The organism is Paraburkholderia sp. JPY419, assembly GCF_050435705.1.
Lineage (GTDB): Bacteria > Pseudomonadota > Gammaproteobacteria > Burkholderiales > Burkholderiaceae > Paraburkholderia > Paraburkholderia youngii.
The window spans coordinates 449,264-472,847 of record NZ_JBNDKV010000001.1 but is presented as its reverse complement, the minus strand read 5'-3'; the positions used below and the strand labels follow the sequence as shown (position 1 = coordinate 472,847).

Genomic DNA, 23,584 nt, shown 5'->3' with positions numbered 1-23,584 from the left:
CTGAATGACCGGCACACCGAGAAGACGCCCACCAGCGCGAAGCCACATGGCGGGATTTCCGTGGACATCGGGCGACCTCGCTTTTGCAAGTGTGTGGCAATGTGTGGAAAGTGCTGTGGCCATGGACTGCAACAAAAAAACGCAAAAAACAACATGAACCGGAAGTTGACGGGAGGTTGCTGAGAGCGCGGACAGGTGAAGATTCGCCGCAAATCCTTGGGGTAATGGGGCTTTGAGGCATGTCCGGAATCCGCGAGACACTTACCCACCTCGCCTTTTTCGAGCGGAGGCCGCAGGCATCGAACCGCAATAAAAATCGCGAACGGCGAGGAAACATGTGTTATTTTGTGGCATTGTGACGGCCGAAACCCGACACGCCATGCGTAGCTCGCTGGTGCGCGATGAACGCCGACGAGATCGGCGTGCTGGTCACCGATGCGCCGCTAGATGCGCACTATGCCCAGATCTTCGCCTCGGCACGCGTAGAGGTGCGCTATCCGGGCACCACGGCCGCGCCGATGACCGCTGCCCTCGCAGAAGAGACGGAAGGACCGGGCGAGGCAGCGCATCGATCGCCCCTGCGCGGTCTGCCCGACGCAACTTGCCAGGCAACCAGCGACGCCATCGCCGACGATGCGCACGGAGAGCCACACCATGCTCGATAACCGCTCAGCGGGGCCCGTGCCCGCTTCATTGAACCCGAACCGCCGACTCGCGATCGAGCGCATCGACTACATCGTGCAAAGCCTCGAGGCGAGCGGCTCGGTCAGCGTCGCGAACCTGTCGGCGACGCTCGGCGTGTCGCGCGAAACGATCCGCCGCGACCTGAAGATTCTCGCGGAACAGGGCCGCGCGAATCTCGTGCACGGCGGCGCGGCGAAGCGGCCCGTCGCGGAACCGTCGCTGGCAAGCCGCGAGGCGGTCAACGCGCTGGGCAAGGCGGCCATTGGTGCCGCGGCCGCACGACTCGTCGCGGATGGCATGGTCGTGCTGATCGACTCGGGCTCGACTACGCTGGGCCTCGCCGAGGCGCTGCAGCATCATCGCGACCTGACCGTGATCACCAACAGCCTGCCGATCGCGCTGATGCTGTGCCGCGCGCCCGGCGTGAAGGTCGTCGTGCTCGGCGGCGACATCGACCCGAACGACGAAGCCGCTATCGGCGTCGAGACGATGACCGCGCTCAGCCATTTCCGCGCCGATCTCGTGTTTGTCGGCGTGGGCGGCATCTCGCCCGAAGGCGAATTCACCGACTACTCGCGACTCGCCGCCGAGCAACGTCATCTGATGATGAAGTCGGGCAAAAAGGTTTACGTGCTCGCGGACCACAGCAAGTTTGAACAGCAGACGCCTGAGCTGATCGCGCCTGTGCCGCATATCGCCGGACTGATCGTCGACGCCGAGCCGCCCGCCGGCATCGTCCGAGCCTGCGCCGAACAGCGCTGGGAAGTCATCATCGCCAATCGCCACAGCTAGCATGACGATGACGCTTCCCGTGTTTTTCGCCGTGCTGTCGGCCGCGCTTTTGCATGCGGGCTGGAACGCGGTGATCAAGGTGCGCCTCGATCCTTTTCTGGCGATGACCCTGCTGTGCATCGCGTGCGGTCTGATCGCGCTGCCGTCGCTCGCGTTCACCGGATTCGCTCGGCCTGCTGCGTGGCCCTGGGTGGCGGGATCGGTGGCGCTTCATTTCGGCTACTACGTGTGTCTGAGCGAGGCATACCGTCGTGCCGACATGAGCCAGATCTATCCGATCGCGCGCGGCTCCGCGCCGCTGATCACCGCGCTCGTCTCCGTCACGATCCTGCACGAGACGATGAGCGCGGGCGCCATCGCGGGAGTCGTGCTGCTCGGCAGCGGCGTGTTGCTGCTGTCGCTGCGCGGCCGCCATCACTCCGCATCTGAAAACCGTGTCGCGCTCGGCTTCGCGCTGCTCACGGCGGTGACGATCGCGGGCTACACGGTCGTCGACGGCGTAGGCGCACGCGTCGCCGGCAATCCGAACTCCTACGCGGCGACGCTATTCGTGTTCGATGCATTACCGATGCTGACGCTTTGCCTGTATCGCTACGGGCCGGCCGGCATGGCGCCGATGCGGCGATTCCTGCTGCCGGGGTTCGCGGGCGGCGCGATGTCGCTCGCGGCGTACTGGATCGTGATCTGGGCGATGACCGTCGCTCCCATCGCCCTCGTTGCGGCAGTGCGCGAGACGAGCGTGGTGTTCGCCGGCATCATCGCCGTGTATGTGCTCAAGGAGCCGTTCAGCCGCGTGCGAACCGCGGCCGCTACGTTGACGTTGGCTGGCCTCGCGCTGATGCGGCTGTTCTGATTCCGAGCGTGGGTTTCGGCGCTGACGGCAGGCCACTGGCCTTCTGACCGGTGCCGCAACCGGCCGCGCGATGCACTGATCAACCCCGGTCACCCCCTCCGGCCTCCCCATGCGGGTTTGTCCCGAGCGGAGGCCGTTTTCCCATATCCATCACGGACTTCGCCAACTTCCAGGCGGCGTTTCGCGTGTCCGAGCGGAATGTGGCATTTGTTGGCATCTTGACTGTTTTTGTTGCAGCCCCTAGAGTGGGTCTCACGCACCTGCGCAGTACCCAAATCGACCCACAAGGAGACATCGATGACCGGTTCCACGTATGCATCGCCGGCTTGTTCCGAAACTGGCGATCCGCTGTTGCTGACCCCCGGACCACTGACCACGTCACGCACCGTCAAGGCCGCGATGGTTCACGACTGGGGCTCGCGCGACGCCAACTTCATCGAGATCAACCGCTCGGTGCTCGCGCGCCTTGCCGCGATCGCCAATGGCGCGCGCGACTGGGTGACGGTGCCGATGCAGGGCTCGGGCACCTTCGCCGTCGAGGCGATGCTCACCACTTTCGTGCCGCCCGGCGGCGAGGTGCTGGTGCTGATCAACGGCGCGTATGGCAAGCGCGCGAAGCGCATCCTCGAAATCGCCGGCCGCAAAGCCGTCGTGCACGAAACGGCGGAGGACACGCCGCCCGATCTCGCCGAGATCGACAAGGTGCTGGCCGCCTCGCCGTCGATCACGCATGTGTTCGCGGTCCACTGCGAGACCACCGCGGGCATTCTCAATCCGATCGCGCAGATCGGCGCGCTCGCGGCCCGCTACGGCAAGGGCTATCTGGTCGATTCGATGAGCGCGTTCGGCGCGTTGCCGCTCGACGTGCAGACGATGCATATCGATGCGGTCGCCGCGTCGTCGAACAAGTGCATCGAGGGCGTGCCCGGTCTCGGCTTCGTGATCTGCCGACGTGAAGCGCTCTCCCGCACGCGGGGCAACGCGACCACGCTCGTGCTCGATCTGCACGAGCAGTGGACCAACCTCGAAAAGACCAGCCAGTACCGCTTCACGCCGCCCACGCACGTGATCGTCGCGTTCCATCAAGCGCTGGAGGAATTCGATGCCGAAGGCGGCGTCGCGGGGCGCGGCGCGCGTTATCGCAACAACTGCCGGATTCTCGTCGAGGGCATGCGCGCGCTCGGCTTCAAGCCGCTGCTGGCTGAAGCGCTGCAGGCTCCGATCATCGTGACTTTCCATATGCCCGAGGACCCGCGCTTCGAATTCCAGCGCTTCTACGACAGCCTGAAGGCGCGTGGCTATGTGATCTATCCGGGCAAGCTGACCGTCGCGGACTCGTTTCGCATCGGCTGCATCGGCCGGCTCGGCGAGCGCGAGATGCGCGCGGCGCTCGGTGCGATCAGTGAGGTGCTCGATGAAATGGGTATCAACGCGCCAGTCGCGAAAACGGCATGAAGGGGGACATCATGAGTACGCTGCAAGACACCGTGCTGAGCATCAATGGCCGCGACTATCGCTTTCCGGCGGAGCCGGTCGTGGTGATCTGCCTCGACGGTTCGGAGCCCGCCTATATAGAAGAAGCCGCGAAGGCCGGGCACGCGCCGCATCTCGCGAAGCTGCTGCGCACGGGCACGAGCCGCATCGCCCAATGCGTGATTCCGAGCTTCACGAATCCGAACAATCTGTCGATCGTGACGGGCCGTCCGCCGAAGGTACACGGCATCGCGGGCAACTACTTCTACGACCGCGCGAGCGGCGAAGAAGTGATGATGAACGACGCCCGCTTCCTGCGCGCGCCGACGATCTTCGCCACGTTCCACGACGCCGGCGCGAAAGTCGCCGTGATCACCGCGAAGGACAAGCTGCGCACGCTGCTCGGCAAGGGACTCGACTTCACGAGCGGCCGCGCAATCGCTTTTTCGGCTGAAAAGGCCAACGAGGCTACCCGCGCCCAGAACGGCCTCGGCGACGTACTCGCCTACGTCGGCAAGCCGCTGCCGGATGTGTATTCGGCCGACCTGTCCGAGTTCGTGTTCACGGCAGGCGTCAAACTCCTCGACACGTTCCGGCCCGACCTGATGTACCTGTCGACGACGGACTACGTGCAGCACAAGGCGGCGCCGGGCTCGCCCAAGGCCAACGAGTTCTACGCAATGTTCGACCGCTACGTCGGCGCGCTCGATGCGGCAGGCTGCGTGCTCGCGATCACCGCCGACCACGGCATGAACGGCAAGCATCGCGCGGATGGCGCGCCCGACGTGCTGTACCTGCAAGACCTGTTCGACGAATGGACCGGCGCAGGCCGCTCGCGCGTGATCCTGCCCATCACCGATCCGTACGTCGCGCATCACGGGGCGCTTGGCTCTTTCGCCACCGTCTATCTGCCCGAGGGGCTCGCAGCGGCTGAAGCAGCGGCGCTGCTCGAACGGCTGCGCCGGACCGAAGGCATCCAGCTCGCGCTGACGAGCGCCGAGGCCTGCGAACGCTTCGAGCTGCCGCCCGACCGTATCGGCGACGTCGTCGTGGTCGGCACACGCGCCAAGGTATTCGGCACCAGCGCCGCGCGTCACGACCTGTCGGGACTGACCGAGCCGTTGCGTTCGCATGGCGGGCTAACGGAAGAGAACGTGCCGCTGATCGTCAACCGCAAGACCGACTGGCCGGCGGACCGCGCGCTGCGCAACTTCGACATCTTCGATGTCGCGCTGAACCACGTATCGCAGTCCGCCGCGGCATAACGCGTCGATCACAACAACCCGCGCGTCCCGCATCTCGCGGAGGCCTGCGGGCTCCACCGGATCATTGAACGAGGTATTCGATGAACGTCATGATCAAACCCGCCTTCAGGCAGGAATCGATGCGCATCGCCGGCCAACACACGAGCACCGACGAGCTGATCGAAGTCTTCAACCCGTACACGAACGAGGTCGTCGGTACCGTGCCCGCGGGTCGTCCCGAACACGTGCAACAGGCGTTCGCAAAAGCGCACGCATTCAAGCCGCGGCTCACGCGCTTCGAGCGTCAGCGCATCCTGCAGCGCACGGCCGAGATCCTGAGCGAGCGCAAGGAAGACTTCGCACGCCTGATCACCGCGGAGTCGGGGCTGTGCTGGAAGGATGGGCTTTACGAGGCGAGCCGCGCCTACGACGTGTGGTCGTTCGCGGCGCAGCTCACGATCAAGGACGACGGCGAGGTCTATTCCTGCGATATCAGCCCGAACGGCAAGAACCGCAAGATTTTCACCACGCGGCTGCCGCTGCTCGGCGTGATTTCGGCGATAACGCCGTTCAATCATCCGCTGAACATGGTGAGCCACAAGCTGGCGCCCGCGATCGCGACCAACAACCGCGTGGTGCTGAAGCCCACCGAGCTCACGCCGCTCACCGCGCTCGCGCTTGCCGACGTGCTCTATGAAGCGGGCCTGCCGCCCGAGATGCTGAGTGTCGTCACCGGCAATCCGCGCACGATGGGCGATGCGATGATCACCGATCCGCACTGTGATCTCGTCACGTTCACAGGCTCCGTGCGGGTCGGCAAATATATCGCGCAGCACGCCGGCTATCGCCGCACGGTGCTGGAACTCGGCGGCAACGATCCGCTGATCGTGATGGAGGACGCCGATCTCGACAAGGCCGCGCAGCTCGCGGTAACCGGTGCGACGAAAAATTCGGGGCAGCGCTGCACGGCGGTCAAGCGGATTCTCGTGGTGCAAAGCGTGGCCGACGCGTTCGTCCAGCGCGTGCTCGTGCATGCGAAAAAGCTCAAGTGCGGCGATCCGATGGACCCGTCCGTCGACGTGGGCACCGTCATCAACGAGGCCTCCGCGCAACTGTTCGAGCGACGCGTGGCAGACGCGCAGGCCCACGGTGCCCGGGTGCTTTACGGCGCGCCGCGCGAGGGCGCGCTGTTCCATCCGACCGTCGTCGATCACGTGCCGTACGACTGTGAGCTCGTGCGCGAAGAGACTTTCGGCCCGGTGATTCCGATCATCCGCGTGCCCGATGCGATCGAGGAAGTGATCCGGGTTTCGAACTCGACCGCGTATGGCCTTTCGTCGGGCGTCTGCACGAACCGGCTCGACTACATCACGCGCTTCGTCAGGGAGCTGGAAGTCGGCACCGTGAATGTCTGGGAAGTGCCCGGCTATCGCACGGAGATGTCGCCGTTCGGCGGCATCAAGGATTCAGGCAATGGTTACAAGGAGGGCATGGTCGAGGCAATGAAGAGCTACTCGAATGTGCGGACCTGGTCGCTGCCATGGGAGTGACCGGCCGCGCGACCAAGTGAATGCTGACCTCATCCGAACTCAACGCAAGGAAGGATGGATATGAAAACTCGTCTGATGGCTCTCGCCGCCTGCGCGCTCGCCATGGCAACGCCCCCCCTTTACGCACAGTCCGACGTCGTGACCATCTATGCCGCGGATGGTTTGCACGACGGTTCGCCGAGCTGGTTCGGCAATCAGTTCGAAGCCTTCACGAAGGCGACCGGCATCAAGGTGCAGTACATCGAGGCCGGCTCGAGCGGCGTGGTGGACCGGCTGAGCAAGGAGAGGTCGAACACCCAGGCGGACGTGCTCGTGACGCTGCCGCCCTTCATGCAGAAAGCCGCGGCTGACGGCCTGTTGCAGTCCTATTCGCCGACGGGCGCCGACAAGATCGAGACGCGCGACAAGGACCCGAAAGGCCTGTACTACGCGATGGTCGGCAACTACCCGAGCTTCATCTACAACTCGGCGGTGCTGAAGAGCCCGCCCAAGACCTACGCAGACCTGCTCGCGCCGCAGTTCAAGCAGAAGATCCAGTACTCGACGCCGGGCCAGGCTGGCGACGGCACCGCGCTGATGCTGCAGACCTTCCACGCGTTCGGTGGCAAGCCGGCCGGCTTCGACTATTTGCGCAAGCTGCAGACCAACAACCTCGGGCCTTCCGCGTCGACCGGCAAGCTCACGGCGCTCGTCAACAAAGGCGAGCTCTTCGTGGCCAACGGCGATATGCAGATGAACCTCGCGCAGATGCACGACAACCCGAACGTCGCGATGTTCTTCCCGGCCGGTCCCGACGGCCGCCGCACGACCTTTGCGTTGCCCTACTACGTCGGCCTCGTGGCGAACGCGCCGCATGCCGGCAACGGCGAAAAGCTGATCGATTTCCTGTTGAGCGCGCCGGCGCAGCAGGAGGTCAGCAAGGTCGCGTACGGCTTCCCGGTGCGCACCGATGTGCATCCGTCGGACAGCAACTTCCAGACGTTGAACGCGTTGCTGAAGGGCGTCGACATCTGGCAACCCGATTGGAACCAGGTGCTCCAGGAGCTGCGTCCCGACGTGGCCGCCTACAACCAGGCGATTTCCATCGACTAACCCAGCTACCGACGAGCGACTAATGGCAAACACCATGACCATGGAACGGGGGCCGCAGCGGCGCGCCTCCGCTGCGCCGACCGTCATCGCGCACGGAGCGAGCGGTATCGGTTTCGAAGGCGTGTCGGTGGCTTACGGCAGCCAGACCATTCTGGAGGCTCTGACGCTGACCGTGAAGCCCGGCGAGATCGTCGCGCTGATCGGCCCGTCCGGCTCCGGCAAGACGACCGCATTGCGCGCCGTCGCCGGCTTCGTGCAGCCGAGCGCCGGGCGTATCACCATCGGCGATCGCGACGTGACCCGGCTGCCGCCGTACGCACGCAACATCGGCATGGTGGTGCAGAACTACGCGCTGTTTCCGCATATGCGCGTCGAGGACAACGTCGCCTTCGGGCTGCGCGCCCGCGGCGCGGATGCCGAGGTGATACGCGAACGGGTGCCCGAGTGCCTCGGGCTCGTCGGTATGGCGAAGTATGCGAAGCGCTATCCGCGCGAGCTGTCGGGCGGCCAGCAGCAGCGCGTGGCGATCGCCCGCGCGCTCGCGATCCGTCCGCAGGTGCTGCTGCTCGACGAGCCGCTGTCCGCGCTCGACGCGCAGATCCGCCGCTCGATGCTCGACGAACTCGCGAAGCTGCACCGCACGCTGCCGTCGCTCACGGTGCTATACGTGACGCACGATCAGACCGAAGCGCTGACCCTCGCGAACCACATCGGCATCATGCGCGACGGCCACCTGGTCGCTTACGGCGACGCGCAAGGGCTCTATCGTCATCCGCCGAACCGCTTCGCCGCCGAGTTCCTCGGCCGCGCGAACGTGCTGCCGGCGCAGCAGCTCGAACCGATGCCCGACGGGCGCGCCCGCGTGCGCTTTCATGGCCGGCCGCTCGAAGGCTGCAACCATCACGGACTCGCGGCCGGCTCCGCCTGCTTCGTGTGCGTGCGGCCGCATCATCTGCAGTCCGTTGCGGGTGGCAGCACGCCAGGCGCCGATGGCCAACGCATGAATCAGATGACGGGGGCCGTCGTCAGCGTGCAGTGGCTCGGCGAAATGCACAGCATCGTGCTCGACGTCGAAGGCGAGCTGCTGCGGCTCACCTGCGCGCCGCTCGCGGAACCGCCGGAGCCGGGCACTGCGCTCAGCGTACGTTTCGATCCCGCGGATGTCACGCTCGTACCGGAGGCTGAACGTCATGGCTGATATCGTCATCGCGCCGCCGGCCCCCGCGCGAGCGCCGGCCGCGGGGCTGGGCGGCCTGTGGATCGCGCCGCCGCTCGCGGTGCTCGCCGCGCTGTTCTTCTACCCGTTCGGGCTGATCGTCGTACAGGCGTTGGGCGGCGACCAGCATGTGCTGTCGTTCGCGAACTTCGAGCACGTGCTGCGCTCACGCCAGTTCCTGAGCGGGCTTTATCACACGATCGCGATCGCAGTATCGGCCTCGGCGGGATGCCTCGTGCTCGGCTTCGCGTTCTCGCTCGTGATCGCGTTCGTGCCATTCCCGGGCGCGCGTTTCGTGGGCCGGCTCATCGATACGTTCATCGCGCTGCCCACCTTCCTCGTCGCGCTCGCGTTCACGTTCGTGTACGGTTCGGCCGGACTGCTGAACCAGTCGCTGATGGAGATGTTCCATCTGCCGCTGCCGCCGCTCAACTTCCTGTACACGCAATGGGGTGTCGTGCTGTCGGAGATCACGGTCTATACGCCGTTCATCATGCGTCCGTTGCTTGCGTGCTTCTCGCAGATCGACAGTGCGCAGATCGAGATGGCGGGCAGCCTCGGCGCGCGGCCGCTGCGCATCATCCGGCAGATCATCCTGCCCGCCGCGTTGCCGGCGCTGCTGGCGGGCGGCAGCCTGTGTCTGCTGTTGACCGTCAACGAGTTCGGCATCGTGCTCTTCATCGGCGCGAAAGACGTGATCACGTTGCCGCTGCTGATCTACGACAAAGCGATCCAGGAATTCGACTACACCACCGCGTGTGTCATCGCCGTCGTCAATATCGCGCTGTCGCTCGGGCTTTATGCCTGCTACCGGGCCGTCGTGTCATTTTGCGGAGGTCGCCGTGCTGCTCTGGGCTAAATGGGGTAAATGGCTGACGTCGGGCGGCACGGCGTTGCTGTTCTGCGCCGTCTACGGGCTACCGGTCGCGATGATCGCGCTCGCCAGCATCAGCGGACAGTGGAACGGCATCCTGCCGAGCCACCTGACACTCGAACACTACGCGCGGGTGCTGCATACCGATTCGGCGAGCCAGCTTCGCATAAGCGTGCTGACCGGCGTGGTCGCGAGCGTCGCGGCGCTCGTCAGCGGCACCTGGGCCGCGCTCGCGCTGCGCCGCATCAAAGGCCTGCCGCGCCGCGTGCTCGACGTGATCTTCTTCGTGCCGAGCGCGGTGCCGTCGGTTTCGATCGGGCTCGGGTTGCTGGTCGCGTTCAGCCGGCCGCCGGTGTTGCTCAACGGCACGGCGACGATCGTCTTCATCGCGCACTTCCTGCTGATCTCGGCGTTCACCTACGGCAACGTGGCGGCCGGGCTTGCGCGGGTCGCGCCCGAATACGGCGAGGTGGCCCAGAGTCTCGGCGCCCGGCCGCTCTACCAGCTCTCGCGCGTGACGCTGCCGCTCGTCGCGCCGTACCTGCTCGCATCGTTCAGCCTGAGCTTCGCGCTGTCGATGGGCGAGCTCGGTGCGACGCTGATGATCTATCCGCCGGGCTGGGTCACGCTGCCGGTGGGCATCTTCGCGCTGTCGGACCGTGGTGCGATCTTCGACGCCGCGACGCTCACGATGATCCTCGGTATCGGCACGCTCGCGGTGTTGATGGGGCTCTCGCGCATCTCGAACCGCGCAATGGTGCGTGGATGACGGTGTCGCTCATCCTCAGGGAAAGAGCCGCGAGCTGACGCTCGCCGTCACAGCTGCGCAGATGCCGGAGGCGCCGCGCATACTCGGGGAGGCAATCGCGGCGGGCGCTGAGCGGGCCTGAAAGATGCGCACGACAAAAACATAAAGGGAGGTGCCGGATGATCATGATCGTGCTTCATCTCGCGGGTGGCGTCGCGCTGCTGACGTGGGGCCTTCATATGGTCGAGTCCGGCCTGATGCGCGCGTTCGGCGCGTCGCTCAAGCGCTTCATGGCGAAGAGTCTCGGCAACCGGCTGAACGCGTTCTGCGCCGGGCTCGCGATCACCGGCGCGCTGCAGAGCAGCACGGCGACCGGCATGATCGCGTCGTCGTTCGCGGCGCGCGGTTTGATGCGGCCTGTTACCGGACTCGCGATCATGCTGGGCGCCAACGTCGGCTCGACGCTGATCGTGCAGGCGTTCTCGCTCGATCTGAGCTGGATCTCGCCGGTGTGTCTGCTGGTTGGCATGACGCTCTTCGAGAAGGGCAAAGGCTCGCGCAATCGTGATCTCGGCCGCGCGTCGATCGGGCTCGGCCTGATGTTGCTTGCGCTCACGCTACTCGTCTCGACCGTGCAGCCCGCCGAGACCGCCCCTGCCCTGCGCACGGTGCTCGGCGCGCTGGCAGGCGAGCCCGTGCTGAATGCGGCGCTCGCGTGCGTGCTCACTTGGGCCGCACATTCGAGCATTCCGGTCGTACTGTTCGTGATGTCGCTCGCCAACCTGCATACCGTGCCGATGGACACGGCGATCGCGATGGTGCTCGGCGCGAACATCGGCAGCGCGCTCAACCCGTATTTCGAGGCCGCGAAAGGCGCCGACCGCAGCCGCCGGCGCCTGCCGGCCGGCAACCTCGTGCTGCGCGGCGGCGTGTGCCTGCTGATGCTCGCCGCGTGCGCGCCGCTCGCAACGTCGCTCCAGCAGGTCTACGGCAGCCCCGCCCGTGCAATCGCCGATTTCCACACGGGCGTGAACGTGGCGATCGCCGTGGTCTTCATCGGGCTGCTCGCCCCTGTCGCGCGCCTTCTCGAACGGTTGCTGCCGGCGCCAGGCGCCGCCGAGAACGGCGACGCGCCGCGCTACCTCGACGAAGCCGCGCTGCGGGTGCCCTCGCAGGCGCTCGCATGCGCGACCCGCGAATTGATCCGGATGGGCGATATCGTCGAAGCGATGCTGTGCGCGAGCGTGCCGGTGCTGATCGCAAACGACCGGCGCGCGGTGCACGAGATCGCGGCGCGCGACGATGCGGTGGATATGCTGCACGATGCGATCAAAAGCTACGTGACCGAGGTGACGCGCGAGTCGCTCGACGACGAAGACCGGCGCTGGGCCTCGGCGATCATGACCTCCGTGATCAACCTCGAACATATCGGGGATATCGTGGACAAGAATCTGATGGAGCTGGCGCAGAAAAAGATCAAGGCACAGGTGAGCTTTTCCGCTGAAGGCGCCGAGGACTTGCGCGCGCTGCATCAGTTGGTGATCGACAGTTTTCACCGGGCTCAGGCGCTGCTCGTGTCGGGAAGAACGCAGACCGCGGAGCAACTGCTCGAGGACAAACAGGCGCTGCGGCGCCTTGAACGCGCCGCGCGGGATGCTCATCTCGACCGCCTGCGCGAGGGCAAGCCCGACAGCATCGCGTCGAGCTCATTGCATCTCGACGTGCTGCGCGATCTCGTGCGGATTCAGTCGCACATCTGCGCGCTCGCTTATCCGCTGCTCGAGCGCGAGGCAGCTAACGATGGCGATGCGCAGGTTGCATGAGGCGAGACACGGCGCTTGCGCTACGAAGCTTCATCGAGCGACGACGACATTCGCCGCGTCTCGAGCATACTGCGTCGGCGGCAGTCCGACATGACGCGTGAACGCGACGCTGAATGCGCTTGCCGAGCTGTAGCCGACACGTTCCGCGACCGCCGCGATGCTGACTTCGTTTGAGCGCAGCAGATTCTTGGCGATAGCCATGCGCCACGACAACAGATACTCCATCGGTGCGACGCCGACCGCGCGGCTGAATCGATCGAAGAAAGCGGACCGTGAAAGCGCGGCGGCTTTTGCGAGTTGCGCGACCGTCCAGGGCTGGTGCGGGCTTTCGTGCATATGACGGATCGCGAGCGCGAGACGGGGGTCGGCGAGGCCGCGGACGAGTCCGGGCGATGCCCCGGTTCCCGTGGCTCGCAACGCTTCGATGAACAGCACCTCGAGCAGTCGCGCCAGCACGACCTCGCGCGCGGGCCGCTGCGCGCGGGATTCTTCCCTCACGAGCTTGACGAGTGTCGCGAGCCTGCGTTCACCGCGCACCTGCACGAGCTTGGGCAACAGCGAGACAAGCAAGGCCGCGTCCGGCGAACCGAACGCGCAGAGGCCCGCAAGCCATTGGGCTTCTGGCGCGACCGATGCATCGCCGAAACGAAAACTGCCGTCGGGCAGCGCCGCCGGCGCGCTATTAGAGACGTCGTTATCGTCGGGCGGATCGATGCTCGTCATCGTGAAGCTGAAGACTTCGGGCACGAGCACGAAGTCTTCGGCCTGAAGAATCAGCGGCTCGCAACCATTGACGGATAGACGCAGCGATCCTTCGAGCACCACGCAGTAGAACGGCTGGCCGACTTCCGTGCGGCTCGCGCGCCAGCGCCCGGCGCCGCTGAGCACTTTCGAGAACGTGGGTGTCGGCTTGAGCAGTGTGACGATTTCGGCGAGCGGGTCGATCATGATCGGACGATTTCGAATGAAACCTGGACGCTCGATTGTAGCGAGTCCTCGCGGTCAGGACTTATTGTGTCGCGACTGTCACCAACCACAGGACTCGACATGAAGACCGTCTTGATTACCGGTTGCTCGTCCGGCTTTGGCCTCGAAATCGCGCGTTATTTTCTGGATCGCGACTGGCGCGTGATCGCGACGATGCGCACGCCACGTGAAGACGTGTTGCCGCGCTCCGATCGTCTTTCGATTCTCGCCCTCGATGTGAAGGACCCGCAAAGCATTCGCGCGGTCATCGATGCGGCCGGACGGATCGACGTGCTCGTCAACAATGCGGGTATCGGCTTTCTGAATGCGCTCGAAGGAACGCCGATGGACACCGTGCGCGATATCTTCGAGACCAATACGCTCGGCACCATCGCGATGGCGCAGGCCGTGTTGCCGCAGTTGCGCGAGCGCCGCGAAGGGGTGATCGTCAATGTGACGTCGACCGTCACGTGCAGACCGCTGCATCTGCTGTCGGTCTACACCGCGAGCAAGTCCGCGGTCAACGCGTTCAGCGAATCGCTCGCACTCGAACTGGAGCAGTTCAATGTGCGCGTGCGTGTCGTGCTGCCGGGACGCGCGCCTTCCACCCGCTTCGGCGAAAACGCTCGGGCGCGCATGAAAGACGGATTTCCCGAGCCGTACGACGCGCTCGCGCAGCAGGTTTTCGCAAGGTGGGAGAAAGAAACGGCCGTCACGCATGCATCGGATGTCGCCGAAGCGGTTTGGCGCGCCGCGACCGATTCATCGAGCCCGTTCAACATCCCCGCCGGCGAGGACGCTGTCGAGTGGTACCACGCGCGCGTCAGATAGCACACCCCGGGCAAACATCGCCGCGGCTTTTTCGACCGTCACACCTGGCCGATGCCACCGTCATTCATCAAATCGGCACCCGTCATATAGGAACTCTGTTCTGAGGCGAGAAAGAGCGCCGCGCTGGCCATCTCCTCGGCGCGGGCGAGTCGGCCGATCGGGACCATGCTCTTGTACATGCTCACCAGATCCTCGCGTGTCGCCGACTGGGAATCCAGTATCGGGGTGTCGGTGACACCAGGGCTCAGCATGTTGACGCGAATGCCGCGATCCTTGAATTCGGCAGCCCACGTGCGGGCATAGGAACGCAACGCGGCCTTCGTCGCCGCGTAGGCGGTGTGTCCTGGGATGCCCATCACGTGCATGGCCGACGAAACCAGAATGATCGACCCACCACCCGTCATCATCGGCAGCAGCTTTTTCACCAGAAAGACCGGGCCGCGCGCCATCAGGTTGAATGCCTTGTCGAAATGCTCAGGCGTGATGGTGTCGATCGAAGCCTGCTCGGTATAACCCGCGTTCGACACGATGATATCGACGACACCCTTTTCTTCCCTGACAACCGCAGCAACACGATCGAGGTCATCGAGATTCGCGGCGTCGGCCTGAATCGCGGTAACGTTGCGTCCGATCAGTTTGACGGCCTCGTCGAGCTGGCCTTGCCGACGGCCGAAGATAAAGACGTGAGCGCCTTCGGCGACGAACCGCTGGGCGATCGCCAAGCCGATACCGGTCGTTCCGCCGCTAATGACGGCGACCTTGCCTGCGAGAGTATTCATTGAAACTTCCGTCCGATGTTGAATGGAAGTCCCATCGTAATGGCGGCCCCCACGAATGATAATCGGCGGATTTATCATAAGATCCATTCACCGAAAGAATAGGTCCCACGAGAGGAATGCAATGGATCGGTTTCACGAATTGAACGCCTTCTTCGCCGTTGTCGAAGCGGGCGGCTTTTCCGCCGCGGCGCGCAGAACCGGCGAGTCACAGTCCTCTATCAGCAAGTCGATCGGCGCGCTGGAAAAGCGCCTCGGGGTACTGCTATTCAACCGCAGCACACGCAGCGTGACCTTGACCGATCAAGGGCAGAAATACTACGAGCGGACCAAGCCGTTGCTCGACGAGATCGAGGTGGCCGACAGCGAACTGACCAGCAGCACGCTGGATGTCTCAGGCCTCGTGCGGATCGCCTGCGCTTCTACGTTCGGCCGCCTGCACGTTCTTCCGCTGATTCCCGAGCTGCTGTCGCGCCATCCCGGTCTTCGGGTCGATCTTGTGTTGTCGGATTTCGTGCGCGATATGGTGGAGGATCGAATCGATCTCGCGATTCGAGTGGGCTCCGTCAACGATGCGGATTCTGTCGTAAAGCGAATTGCCAGCACGCCGCTGGTCTGTGTCGGATCGCGTCGCTATTTCGAGCAACACGGAGTACCGAGGGAACCTGCGGAACTCGCCAATCACAATTGCCTGCTCTACGGTGGTCTGCTGGAATCGGCGAACTGGCCTTTTCATGGGCCACGAGGCCGGTTCAGCGTGCCGGTGCGAGGCAACCTGTCGTCGAATAGCGTCGAGACGATCCGATCGGCCGTGCTCGGGGGCGTGGGAATCGGCCTGTTCGCGAAGCTCTCGCTTGCCGACGAACTCAAGCATCCGGACATCGTGACCGTGCTCGACGATTTCATTCGGGACGCCCGTGATGTGAGCATCATCTGGCCGCGGCGCCGTTTCGTGCCTGCGCGCGTGCGCCGGGTCACTGATTTTTTCGCGGCGGCGCTGCCGCAGCGCTTGTAGAAACGCTCCAGAACGCACTTCAAACGCAGTACGTCACGCGACGTTCGCTAGCGGCGCGCGTCGCGTGCTTGCGTCGCTCGACATCGACTCGCGTACATGGCGCGCGAATTCCTGCGCCGCTGGCTGAACCGTCGCGGGCAAGCGCAGACATATCGCGAATGGAGGCAGTGCAGGCAAGCCGCTTACGCGAGGCGTGAGCGTCTCCAGATCGGCCGGCACCGTGGAGGCGAGCCAACTCGTGACCGCGAGGCCCGCGCGCACCGTTGCGGCGGTCGCCTCGATGTTTCCGCTCTCGAACACCGTTCGCCACGCGATGCCCTCGTCCGCGAGCGCACCGAGCACCACCGAACGGAAAGCACAACGCTCGTCTACCATCGACAGCGGCAACGGCCGCTTCTGCCACACCTCACTGCCGCGCCCCTTGACCCACACCAACGGCTCGATGCGGACCACTTCACCTTCGGCTTCGCTCGCGACATATTCGACCAAGGACACGTCCACGCGACCGCTATTCACCGCCTCGCTCAGTTCTGGCGACGCCGCGCACATCAAGGTTATTTCGACGTGCGGATGCGCGTCGGCGAATGCCTTCATCGCGGGCGCAAGCCGCGTCACGAGATCGGGAGGCACGCCCACACGCAAGGCGCCGCGCAACGGCTGCGCGGTCATGTCGGCCCAGATTTCATCGTTCAACTGAAGCAGCTTGCGCGCCTTCACGAGAAACTGCTCGCCCTGGCGCGACAGTTCCAGCCGGCGCGTCTTGCGAACGAACAGAAGGCAATCCAGCACATCTTCGAGGCGCTTTATCTGCTGGCTCACCGCGCCTTGCGTCATGTGCAGCAAATTCGCAGCGACCGTCATGCTGCCGCTATCGGCGACGGCAACGAAGGTGCGGATCAGATCGAGGTCGAGATTTCGGCTCATCTATGCATTATGTCGCGTAATGTACCGCATCAATATTATTAGCTTTTACGATGCTTTGACGATCCGTACAGTGCAAATTCCTTGATTTCGAATCTGCACCGATGACCTCGATACTCCCGCTTCTGCTCTTCGTCGCCGTCGCGACCGCGACGCCCGGTGGCGCGACCACGCTCGCCACCGCCTCGGGCGCACGTTTCGGTTTCGTACGCTCGATACCGCTGATGCTCGGCATCGCTCTGGGCCTTGCGTTGCTCGCTGCGCTCGCCGCGCTCGGGCTGGGCGGTCTGCTTCTGGCGCTGCCGTCGCTGCAAACGGCGGTGAAAGCGCTCGGCTCCGCCTATCTGCTATGGCTCGCCTGGCGCATAGCGCGCAGCGGGCCGCCAAACGCGGGCAACGGCCCCGCGCGTCCGGTTACGCTCGTCAACGGTTTCCTGCTGCTCTGGCTCAATCCGAAAGGTTGGGCGATGACAGTCGGCGCGGCGGCGTCGTTCGCGCTGCTCGCAAACAACCCGAACCGCCTCGCGATGCTGCTCGGGGGAGCGTTCGGGGTGGCTGCCTGCGCTTCGCTCGCGCTATGGTGTGCGCTCGGCGTGCTACTCGCGCGGCTCTTTCGGACGCCACGCCACTGGCGCCTTGTCAATCTCGCGATGGGCGTGCTGCTCGCCGCATCCGTCATTCCGACCTGGCGATAAGCCTGAAGCCGCGTTCGTCGATGTGTCGGATAGTTTGGTCGCCGCCCTGGTCGCCGCCCCGTTATCGACGAGGCCGATTCAAACGAACACCTTTCGCAGCCGACCAGGCTGAGAGCGAAGATACTGGTTCGGCGCCTTGACTTGAGTCCCAAAGTGACCGGCAGCGTGCCAGGGCCAGCGAGGGTCAAAGAGCACGGCCCGAGCGAGCGCGATCAGATCGGCGTCTCCTGTGCTGAGAATGGATTCGGCTTGTTCGAACTCGGTGATCATGCCGACGGCGATGACAGGGAGCGTCGTCGCCTGCTTCACTGCCCGCGCGAAGGGAACCTGATAGCCAGGCCCGATCGGAATTTGCGCGGCTGGGTTCGAACCGCCACTTGAGACATTGATTGCGGCGCAGCCTCTAGCCTCCAGCGCGTGGACAAAAGCGATCGCGTCCTGCACGGACCACCCGCCGTCCACCCAGTCGGTAGCGGATACCCGCATCGTCACGGGGCGATCATGCGAAAACGCTTCTCGCACGGCTTCGAAAACTTCAAGTGGAAAGCGCATCCGGTTTTCCAATGAACCGCCGTATTCGTCGTCCCTGTGATTTGACAGAGGCGACAGGAATTGATGCAGCAGATAGCCGTGCCCACCAAGAATCTGAATGAAATCCAACCCGAGCCGGGAGACGCGCTGCGCTGCGGCCGAGAACGCGTCGCGAATGGCGGCCAGGCCATCGCGGTCCAAGGCGGTGGGTGGTGTCTCTCCGGCGGCAAAAGCGACCGGAGACGGGCCGTAGGTGTGCCAACCATTCGCGTGATCATAGGGAATCTGTGCGCCGCCGTCCCATAGTTTCTGTCGAGACCCCTTTCGGCCAGCATGGTTGAGCTGGATTCCAATCGGCGTGTCAGACCATCGCCGAATGCCGCCCAGCACTCGTGCCATGGACGCTTCGCACTCGTCCGAATAGAGCCCGACGTCACCGTAGCTCGTGCGTCCGTCGGGGGTGACCGCCGTCCCCTCGATCGTGAGTGCCGCCGCACCTGAAAGCGCCAGGTGGCCGAGGTGAATCAGGTGCCAATCGTTCATCTGGCCGTGTTCGGCGGAGTACTGGGCCATCGGGGCGATCACGATCCGGTTGGCCAATTTAAGGTTGCCGACTTGTATCGGCGTGAATAGCGTTGGCTGATTCATACTGACTCCTCGACTCAACGCCACCGCAAACCAGGCTGACTCCGCGAATCTCGATGACCTCGACTATTGACGGCGATTTTGCCTGCGAGAGAGAGGCATGGAGATCTTCTGTCTGGTGATGGATGAAAGCCAGATCGTAGTTGCAAGATCGGGGAGTGATAATGCGCAGATTCTTCATAAGGCCAATTCCTGACGAGAATAGCCGTGAGCTCCGGCTCAATCGGTGAGTTGGCCGTTTGATGACCCGAAGCGTGTCAGTTGTAACCAAGAACAGCGGCAGACGACACATCCGGCCTCTCAGGCACATTCGAGGCGATCGCCGATACCGTCGATGCAAGAAACGATCGGTACACGGAGCGCGATCGGTTTTCAGAGCCATTCTTGCCGTTTCGAGCGCGTGTGGCGCCACTGCTCGAGTCGACGCTGAAAGGCGATTGGTCGAAGCTGTTCATGGTTTCTCTCCGTCTTGCTGGTGTTTGGAATCGGTTGATTTATTCGTCACGGCCAGAGCCTTCGGCCATTTACAACGAACTGTTGCTCAGTGCAGTTTGACGTGCGGCGCCGTGCTTCGACGGAGCCGATGCGCAAGGGTATTGACGATCATGCGTGCATAGCCATGCAGCGCCGCAACGTGCATCCGATACAGCGACAGGTACATGAAGCGGGCAAGCAGTCCGTCCACGAGCATGCTGCCGCCGATAAGGCCTCCCATCAGACTCCCCACCGCATTTGCATGCCCGAGCGACACTAGCGAGCCGAGATCGCGATAGGCAAACTCCGGAAGCTTTTGTCCCTCGATGCGTCGCCCGAGTGCCTTGACTAAAAACGATGCCTGCTGATGAGCCGCCTGGGCGCGCGGTGGCACATTGCGCTCGAAGCCCAACCATGGACACGCCGCGCAATCGCCGAATGCAAAGACATGGTCGTCCAGCTCGGTTTGAAGCGTGCGACGCACACTGAGTTGCCCCAGATGATTGACTGTCAGACCATCGAGAGTTGAAAGCACCGTGGGCGCCTTGATGCCGGCGGCCCACACAGTGAGATCCGCACGTATGGTCTTGCCGTTTTTCGTGCGGATAAATCCGGGCGTGACCTCCGCGACCCGCTCGTCGACCATCAACTTGACATTGAGCTTGCCCAGCAATCTTGCAGCCGCGGTGGACACCCGCTCTTTCAACGCTGGCAGAATCCGCGGCCCTGCTTCAATCAGCACGATCCCGACGTCGTGTGTGGGGTTGAGCCGATGCAAGCCGTACGATGACAGTACCTTCGCGGTATTGCGCAATTCCGCGGACAATTCCACGCCCGTAGCGCCACCACCAACGATCGCGACCTGAACACGAGGCGCGCGTTCGCCAGGCACTCCGCCAGCATCCCGCTCACCTGCGTTTTGTGTTTGTTCGGCGCGAATGCAAGCTGCAATCAGGCGCTTTCTGAAGCGTTCCGCTTGAGCGACGTTGTCAAGCGCGAGCGAGTTCTCGGCCGCGCCCGGCACGCCGAAGTAGTGCGTTGTACTACCGATGGCCAGAATCAACGAGTCGTACTCGATTCGGCGCGGCGGAATCAGTTCGGTTCCGTCGTCGTCGAGAAGTGGCGAAAGCAGGACGTGTCTAGAGCCACGATCCAGTCCGACGAGTTCGCCCTGGATGAACTGGAAGCCGTGCCACTGTGCTTGCGCGGCATACGCCAGTTCCTGTGCGAATGGATCGAGACTTCCCGCTGCGACCTCGTGCAACAGGGGCTTCCAGATATGCGTCGGGTTGCGGTCGATCAACGTAATCGACGCACGTTGCGCCCCGCCTCTTCGTCGACCGCCATAACGATCGCCTAGCCTCGTTGCGAGTTCAATGCCACCCGCCCCTCCTCCCACGATCACAAAACGATGCATGAAGATTCTCCCTGGTCGACGACGCGCGGTACGGTAATCCAACACAACGGTTGAGAACCACTATCGCAGATGCCCGATGGCAGGAAAATCTCATAGTTTTGATGGCTGCCTTCAGCTTTTCTGATTGGCGGATCGCGCCGTCTGAAAACCGCTTGAGATCGTCTGCTGGGAGATAAGGATCGTTGTCAACGCAGACCCATGGGACAACTTCGGTCAGCGCCAATGGGATGCGGTCGCGGCGGCCATCGCGTTATCCATTGCTCAAACACGACGACGCCAGCATCGCCGGCGCGATCGGCATCGATCGCTAGCGCATGGTCAGGAGCGCGGGATTGATACGGTCGTCAGGCGTGCAGCGCTCGCGCAGTTGATTCCGTCTTTATTCTGCAATGCGCTTAAAGCTGCTGTAGTAATCGTCGGTGTAATAGCACTCGCCGATATGCTTGCGCGGCCCGCCACAGACTATCCGGCGTTGCCCGCGATCCGTCGCGCCCGGTGTGCGAACCGTATAGGTGTGGTAGTAGCCGCGCGGATGTTTCGGCAGCAAGCCCGCGGTGTTACGAAACAGGACGCCGTCGTCGCTAAACGGGAAGGGGCCGCCTGCTTTGATCAGGCGCAGCGTTTCGGCAGCCTCCGCCGGCAACTGCGCCTTGGTGACAGTGACCAGCGCCACCGTGCCTTGCGCGCCCGAGGCGGCGGCCGCTTCGCTCGCGCTTTGTGCAGCTTGAACCGGCGCCGAGCTCGCAGATGCCCCCGATGCCTCAGTGGCGTTTTGCGGTCCCTGCTTGCCGCATCCGCCGAAGATCACGCTCAACGCGACGATGCAGGAGAAAGCTGACGCTCTCTTCACGAAACGGTTCTCCCTTCGTTGACCAGCGCCCGACGACCAGGATACATGTAAAGGTATCGCTAATGACGGGGCGAATCAACGTTCGATCGGAGATTGGCACTTTTCCATGACAACCAGGCCGATGGGTTCCACCGCACCTGACGATGCTGTTAGTGAGGCTTCGTCTTGGGAGCGTCATCGGGCGGCCAGATGGCTCCGCTGGCGCGAACATTCGTCGCATGTGGCGAAAAGGCATCTAGTCGCCGTTTGGAGCAGTCATGAAGAGGACCGTCAGGATCGCCTCAGGTCAAGTCGACACACCACCCCGCATCGCTCTGTGGGCGCTTGGATTCATACCTTCACGGTGGGAGTCATTGGAACCGCGATCATCGCGATGATCACGTGGACCGCACGCGGACACACCGGACGCGAACTCGTGGCCGGTAAGGTCGAGGTCGCCAGCTGCGGTCTGTTCATTCTGGCGACCTTGGTTCGGGTGCTCGGCCCCTGGCTCGCGCCGCAGTTCACGATGGCCTGGATATACGCATCCGGTCTATGCTGGGCGGCCGCGCTGGTTCTCTATTGCGTGCGATACGGAGCGTGGCTTGTCCTCGCCCGTGTCGATGGCAAGCCGGGTTGAAGAACGCGTCCTCCTCGACGCGGCTAGCAAGCGAGATCCGTCGTAGCCGGTTCGAATGCCTTCACTTCGCCCCGACGCCCGCTCGCTCGCGGCGTTGCCATCGAACCCGTCGAAACAGAGTCTCCTTCCCTGGCGGCAAGCATCGGCGCCGACGCTTCGGTGACTGAGTGCGACGCGCGAACGATCGTTCGCACTGACTTCAGGAATGCGTGGGCAATAGTCAGTAGGCCAACAATGTACAAAAACTACATTTCTTTCGTTGCAAGTATGTAGTTTTTCTACTACCATCGCCTCGTCGGTCGAACTTACGGCCGTTGCGAGACCTAGCCGACACGGCGCGCCTATCGCAATCGAAGGACAACAGACGGCTTCTCTGTACCTTCAACTGTTACCGGTAACATGTGGAGCAAGATAAGCGTACGCGAGGCGCGTCTACTTGTGCAATCAGGTCTTTGTCGCATCTTCTTCGCGGTTTCATCTGATTAATTAGTCCTGCCAATGACGCCAACAGAAGCGGAGTGCTCGCCGCACCTGGTCAGCAGACGAATGCGTGCGGAACCCGCGAGGCAGGCCGTGCCATTTGTCCGCGACAGAGACAGAGGACCGATTCATATTCGCCGGACGACCTGACGCAATTCAGGTCGGGGCAATACGTTGTGCCAAAGCAATGGCGGGTTGTGCGAGACGGCCATTGGGTTATTCACGTTCCTCGCAGAGATATGACGATCACGGATGGAAAGAATGACGAAACGAATTGCTGTAGTGACTGGCGGTATGGGTGGTCTGGGAGAAGCGATCAGTACGAAACTGCACGATGCAGGTTATGCGGTGGTAGTCACGTACTCGCCGAACAACACCGGCGGTGCGGCATGGCTCGCGAACATGGAAGCTCAAGGCAGGAACTTTCGCGCGTATCCGGTCGATGTGGCCGACTACGATTCATGCCAGCACTGCGCAGCCAAAATTCAGTTCGAAGTCGGCCCGGTTGACATTCTGGTGAACAACGCCGGAATCACCGAGGACATGACGCTCCGGAAGATGAACAAGGTCAACTGGGACGCAGTCATCCGCACGAACCTGGACTCGGTGTTCAACATGACGAAGCCGCTGTGCGAGGAGATGGTCGCGCGGGGTTGGGGACGCATCGTCAACGTTTCGTCCGTCAACGGCTCGAAAGGCTCGATCGGCCAGACCAACTACGCCGCGGCCAAGGCCGGCATGCACGGCTTCACGAAATCGCTGGCGTTGGAAGTGGCGCGTAAGGGCGTTACCGTCAACACGGTTTCGCCGGGATACCTGGCCACTAAGATGGTCACGGCGATCCCTCAGGAGATCCTCGATACGAAGATCCTGCCGCACGTTCCTGTGGGACGTCTGGGCAAGCCCGAGGAAGTGGCGGCGCTCGTGCTTTACCTCTGCTCGGACGACGCCGGCTTCGTGACCGGTGCCAATGTTGCGATCAACGGCGGCCAGCACATGCAGTAACAGTCGCGCG

At 63.4% G+C, this 23,584-nt stretch carries 23 protein-coding genes; 16 read left to right on the top strand and 7 right to left on the bottom strand.

From position 1 onward, the window contains the following. Positions 1-401: 401 nt before the first annotated feature. The 11 genes from QFZ91_RS02240 to QFZ91_RS02190 all read left to right on the top strand — a co-directional run bounded on the left by QFZ91_RS02240 (position 402) and on the right by QFZ91_RS02190 (position 12,349). A complete protein-coding gene (locus QFZ91_RS02240) occupies positions 402-665 on the top strand; it encodes a hypothetical protein (RefSeq protein ID WP_429566088.1) in 264 nt (87 codons plus the stop codon). After that, positions 655-1,476: a DeoR/GlpR family DNA-binding transcription regulator gene (locus QFZ91_RS02235; RefSeq protein ID WP_429566087.1), complete on the top strand. Its 822-nt coding sequence runs from the start codon at positions 655-657 to the stop codon at positions 1,474-1,476. The genes QFZ91_RS02240 and QFZ91_RS02235 overlap by 11 nt, the downstream gene beginning before the upstream one ends. A 1-nt stretch (position 1,477) precedes the next feature. Further along, positions 1,478-2,329, top strand: a complete 852-nt coding sequence (locus QFZ91_RS02230) for an EamA family transporter (RefSeq protein WP_368715226.1) — start codon at positions 1,478-1,480, stop codon at positions 2,327-2,329. A gap of 297 nt (positions 2,330-2,626) precedes the next feature. Then, positions 2,627-3,784 carry a 2-aminoethylphosphonate--pyruvate transaminase gene (locus QFZ91_RS02225; RefSeq protein ID WP_368715225.1) on the top strand — a complete coding sequence of 386 codons (1,158 nt, stop codon included), beginning with the start codon at positions 2,627-2,629 and terminating at the stop codon, positions 3,782-3,784. Between the two features lie 11 nt (positions 3,785-3,795). After that, a complete protein-coding gene (gene phnA / locus QFZ91_RS02220; protein WP_429566086.1) occupies positions 3,796-5,067 on the top strand; it encodes a phosphonoacetate hydrolase in 1,272 nt (423 codons plus the stop codon). Between the two features lie 80 nt (positions 5,068-5,147). Beyond that, complete coding sequence (gene phnY / locus QFZ91_RS02215) at positions 5,148-6,596, top strand: phosphonoacetaldehyde dehydrogenase (RefSeq protein ID WP_429566085.1); 1,449 nt, start codon at positions 5,148-5,150, stop codon at positions 6,594-6,596. Between the two features lie 60 nt (positions 6,597-6,656). Beyond that, on the top strand, positions 6,657-7,688 hold the full coding sequence (locus QFZ91_RS02210; protein ID WP_429566084.1) for a 2-aminoethylphosphonate ABC transporter substrate-binding protein: 1,032 nt from the start codon (positions 6,657-6,659) through the stop codon (positions 7,686-7,688). 22 nt (positions 7,689-7,710) lie between these two features. Further along, a complete protein-coding gene (locus QFZ91_RS02205; RefSeq protein ID WP_368715221.1) occupies positions 7,711-8,886 on the top strand; it encodes an ABC transporter ATP-binding protein in 1,176 nt (391 codons plus the stop codon). Continuing rightward, a complete protein-coding gene (locus tag QFZ91_RS02200) occupies positions 8,879-9,763 on the top strand; it encodes a 2-aminoethylphosphonate ABC transporter permease subunit (protein WP_429566083.1) in 885 nt (294 codons plus the stop codon). Before QFZ91_RS02205 ends, QFZ91_RS02200 begins: the two co-directional genes overlap by 8 nt. After that, on the top strand, positions 9,747-10,547 hold the full coding sequence (locus QFZ91_RS02195) for an ABC transporter permease subunit (RefSeq protein ID WP_429566082.1): 801 nt from the start codon (positions 9,747-9,749) through the stop codon (positions 10,545-10,547). The genes QFZ91_RS02200 and QFZ91_RS02195 overlap by 17 nt, the downstream gene beginning before the upstream one ends. 158 nt (positions 10,548-10,705) lie before the next feature. Further along, positions 10,706-12,349 carry a Na/Pi cotransporter family protein gene (locus tag QFZ91_RS02190; RefSeq protein WP_429566081.1) on the top strand — a complete coding sequence of 548 codons (1,644 nt, stop codon included), beginning with the start codon at positions 10,706-10,708 and terminating at the stop codon, positions 12,347-12,349. A 30-nt stretch (positions 12,350-12,379) separates the two neighbouring features. Here the strand turns inward: QFZ91_RS02190 and QFZ91_RS02185 are convergent, their stop codons facing one another. Then, positions 12,380-13,297 carry a cupin domain-containing protein gene (locus QFZ91_RS02185; protein WP_429566080.1) on the bottom strand — a complete coding sequence of 306 codons (918 nt, stop codon included), beginning with the start codon at positions 13,295-13,297 and terminating at the stop codon, positions 12,380-12,382. A 99-nt stretch (positions 13,298-13,396) separates the two neighbouring features. On the opposite strand from QFZ91_RS02185, the gene QFZ91_RS02180 reads away from it, so the two are divergent. Continuing rightward, a complete protein-coding gene (locus tag QFZ91_RS02180; RefSeq protein ID WP_429566079.1) occupies positions 13,397-14,146 on the top strand; it encodes an SDR family oxidoreductase in 750 nt (249 codons plus the stop codon). A 38-nt stretch (positions 14,147-14,184) separates the two neighbouring features. Here the strand turns inward: QFZ91_RS02180 and QFZ91_RS02175 are convergent, their stop codons facing one another. Next, on the bottom strand, positions 14,185-14,925 hold the full coding sequence (locus QFZ91_RS02175; protein ID WP_429566635.1) for an SDR family NAD(P)-dependent oxidoreductase: 741 nt from the start codon (positions 14,923-14,925) through the stop codon (positions 14,185-14,187). A 121-nt stretch (positions 14,926-15,046) separates the two neighbouring features. Here QFZ91_RS02175 and QFZ91_RS02170 point away from each other — a divergent pair, with 121 nt between their 5' ends. Next, on the top strand, positions 15,047-15,937 hold the full coding sequence (locus QFZ91_RS02170; RefSeq protein ID WP_429566634.1) for a LysR family transcriptional regulator: 891 nt from the start codon (positions 15,047-15,049) through the stop codon (positions 15,935-15,937). A 33-nt stretch (positions 15,938-15,970) separates the two neighbouring features. Here the strand turns inward: QFZ91_RS02170 and QFZ91_RS02165 are convergent, their stop codons facing one another. After that, entirely contained in the window at positions 15,971-16,861 is an 891-nt protein-coding gene (locus QFZ91_RS02165) for a LysR substrate-binding domain-containing protein (RefSeq protein WP_429566078.1), read from the bottom strand. Positions 16,862-16,962: 101 nt separating this feature from the next. Between QFZ91_RS02165 and QFZ91_RS02160 the strand changes: the two genes are divergently transcribed. Then, positions 16,963-17,553: a LysE family translocator gene (locus QFZ91_RS02160; protein WP_429566077.1), complete on the top strand. Its 591-nt coding sequence runs from the start codon at positions 16,963-16,965 to the stop codon at positions 17,551-17,553. Positions 17,554-17,631: 78 nt separating this feature from the next. Here QFZ91_RS02160 and QFZ91_RS02155 read toward each other — a convergent pair whose 3' ends face one another. The 4 genes from QFZ91_RS02155 to QFZ91_RS02140 form a co-directional block, all read right to left on the bottom strand. Continuing rightward, positions 17,632-18,732 (bottom strand): NADH:flavin oxidoreductase/NADH oxidase, encoded by a 1,101-nt coding sequence (locus tag QFZ91_RS02155; RefSeq protein ID WP_429566076.1) that lies wholly within the window; start codon positions 18,730-18,732, stop codon positions 17,632-17,634. 254 nt (positions 18,733-18,986) lie between these two features. Continuing rightward, positions 18,987-19,184 (bottom strand): hypothetical protein, encoded by a 198-nt coding sequence (locus QFZ91_RS02150; RefSeq protein WP_429566075.1) that lies wholly within the window; start codon positions 19,182-19,184, stop codon positions 18,987-18,989. An 86-nt stretch (positions 19,185-19,270) separates the two neighbouring features. Continuing rightward, positions 19,271-20,620 carry an NAD(P)/FAD-dependent oxidoreductase gene (locus QFZ91_RS02145; RefSeq protein ID WP_429566074.1) on the bottom strand — a complete coding sequence of 450 codons (1,350 nt, stop codon included), beginning with the start codon at positions 20,618-20,620 and terminating at the stop codon, positions 19,271-19,273. 379 nt (positions 20,621-20,999) lie between these two features. Then, a complete protein-coding gene (locus tag QFZ91_RS02140; RefSeq protein ID WP_429566073.1) occupies positions 21,000-21,470 on the bottom strand; it encodes a ribonuclease in 471 nt (156 codons plus the stop codon). Between the two features lie 106 nt (positions 21,471-21,576). Between QFZ91_RS02140 and QFZ91_RS02135 the strand changes: the two genes are divergently transcribed. Together QFZ91_RS02135 and phbB are read left to right on the top strand one after the other, a co-directional pair. Beyond that, positions 21,577-22,089, top strand: coding sequence for an NnrS family protein (locus tag QFZ91_RS02135; protein ID WP_429566072.1), 513 nt, complete (start codon positions 21,577-21,579; stop codon positions 22,087-22,089). Positions 22,090-22,830: 741 nt separating this feature from the next. Next, positions 22,831-23,574, top strand: a complete 744-nt coding sequence (gene phbB / locus QFZ91_RS02130) for an acetoacetyl-CoA reductase (protein WP_429566071.1) — start codon at positions 22,831-22,833, stop codon at positions 23,572-23,574. Positions 23,575-23,584: the final 10 nt, after the last annotated feature.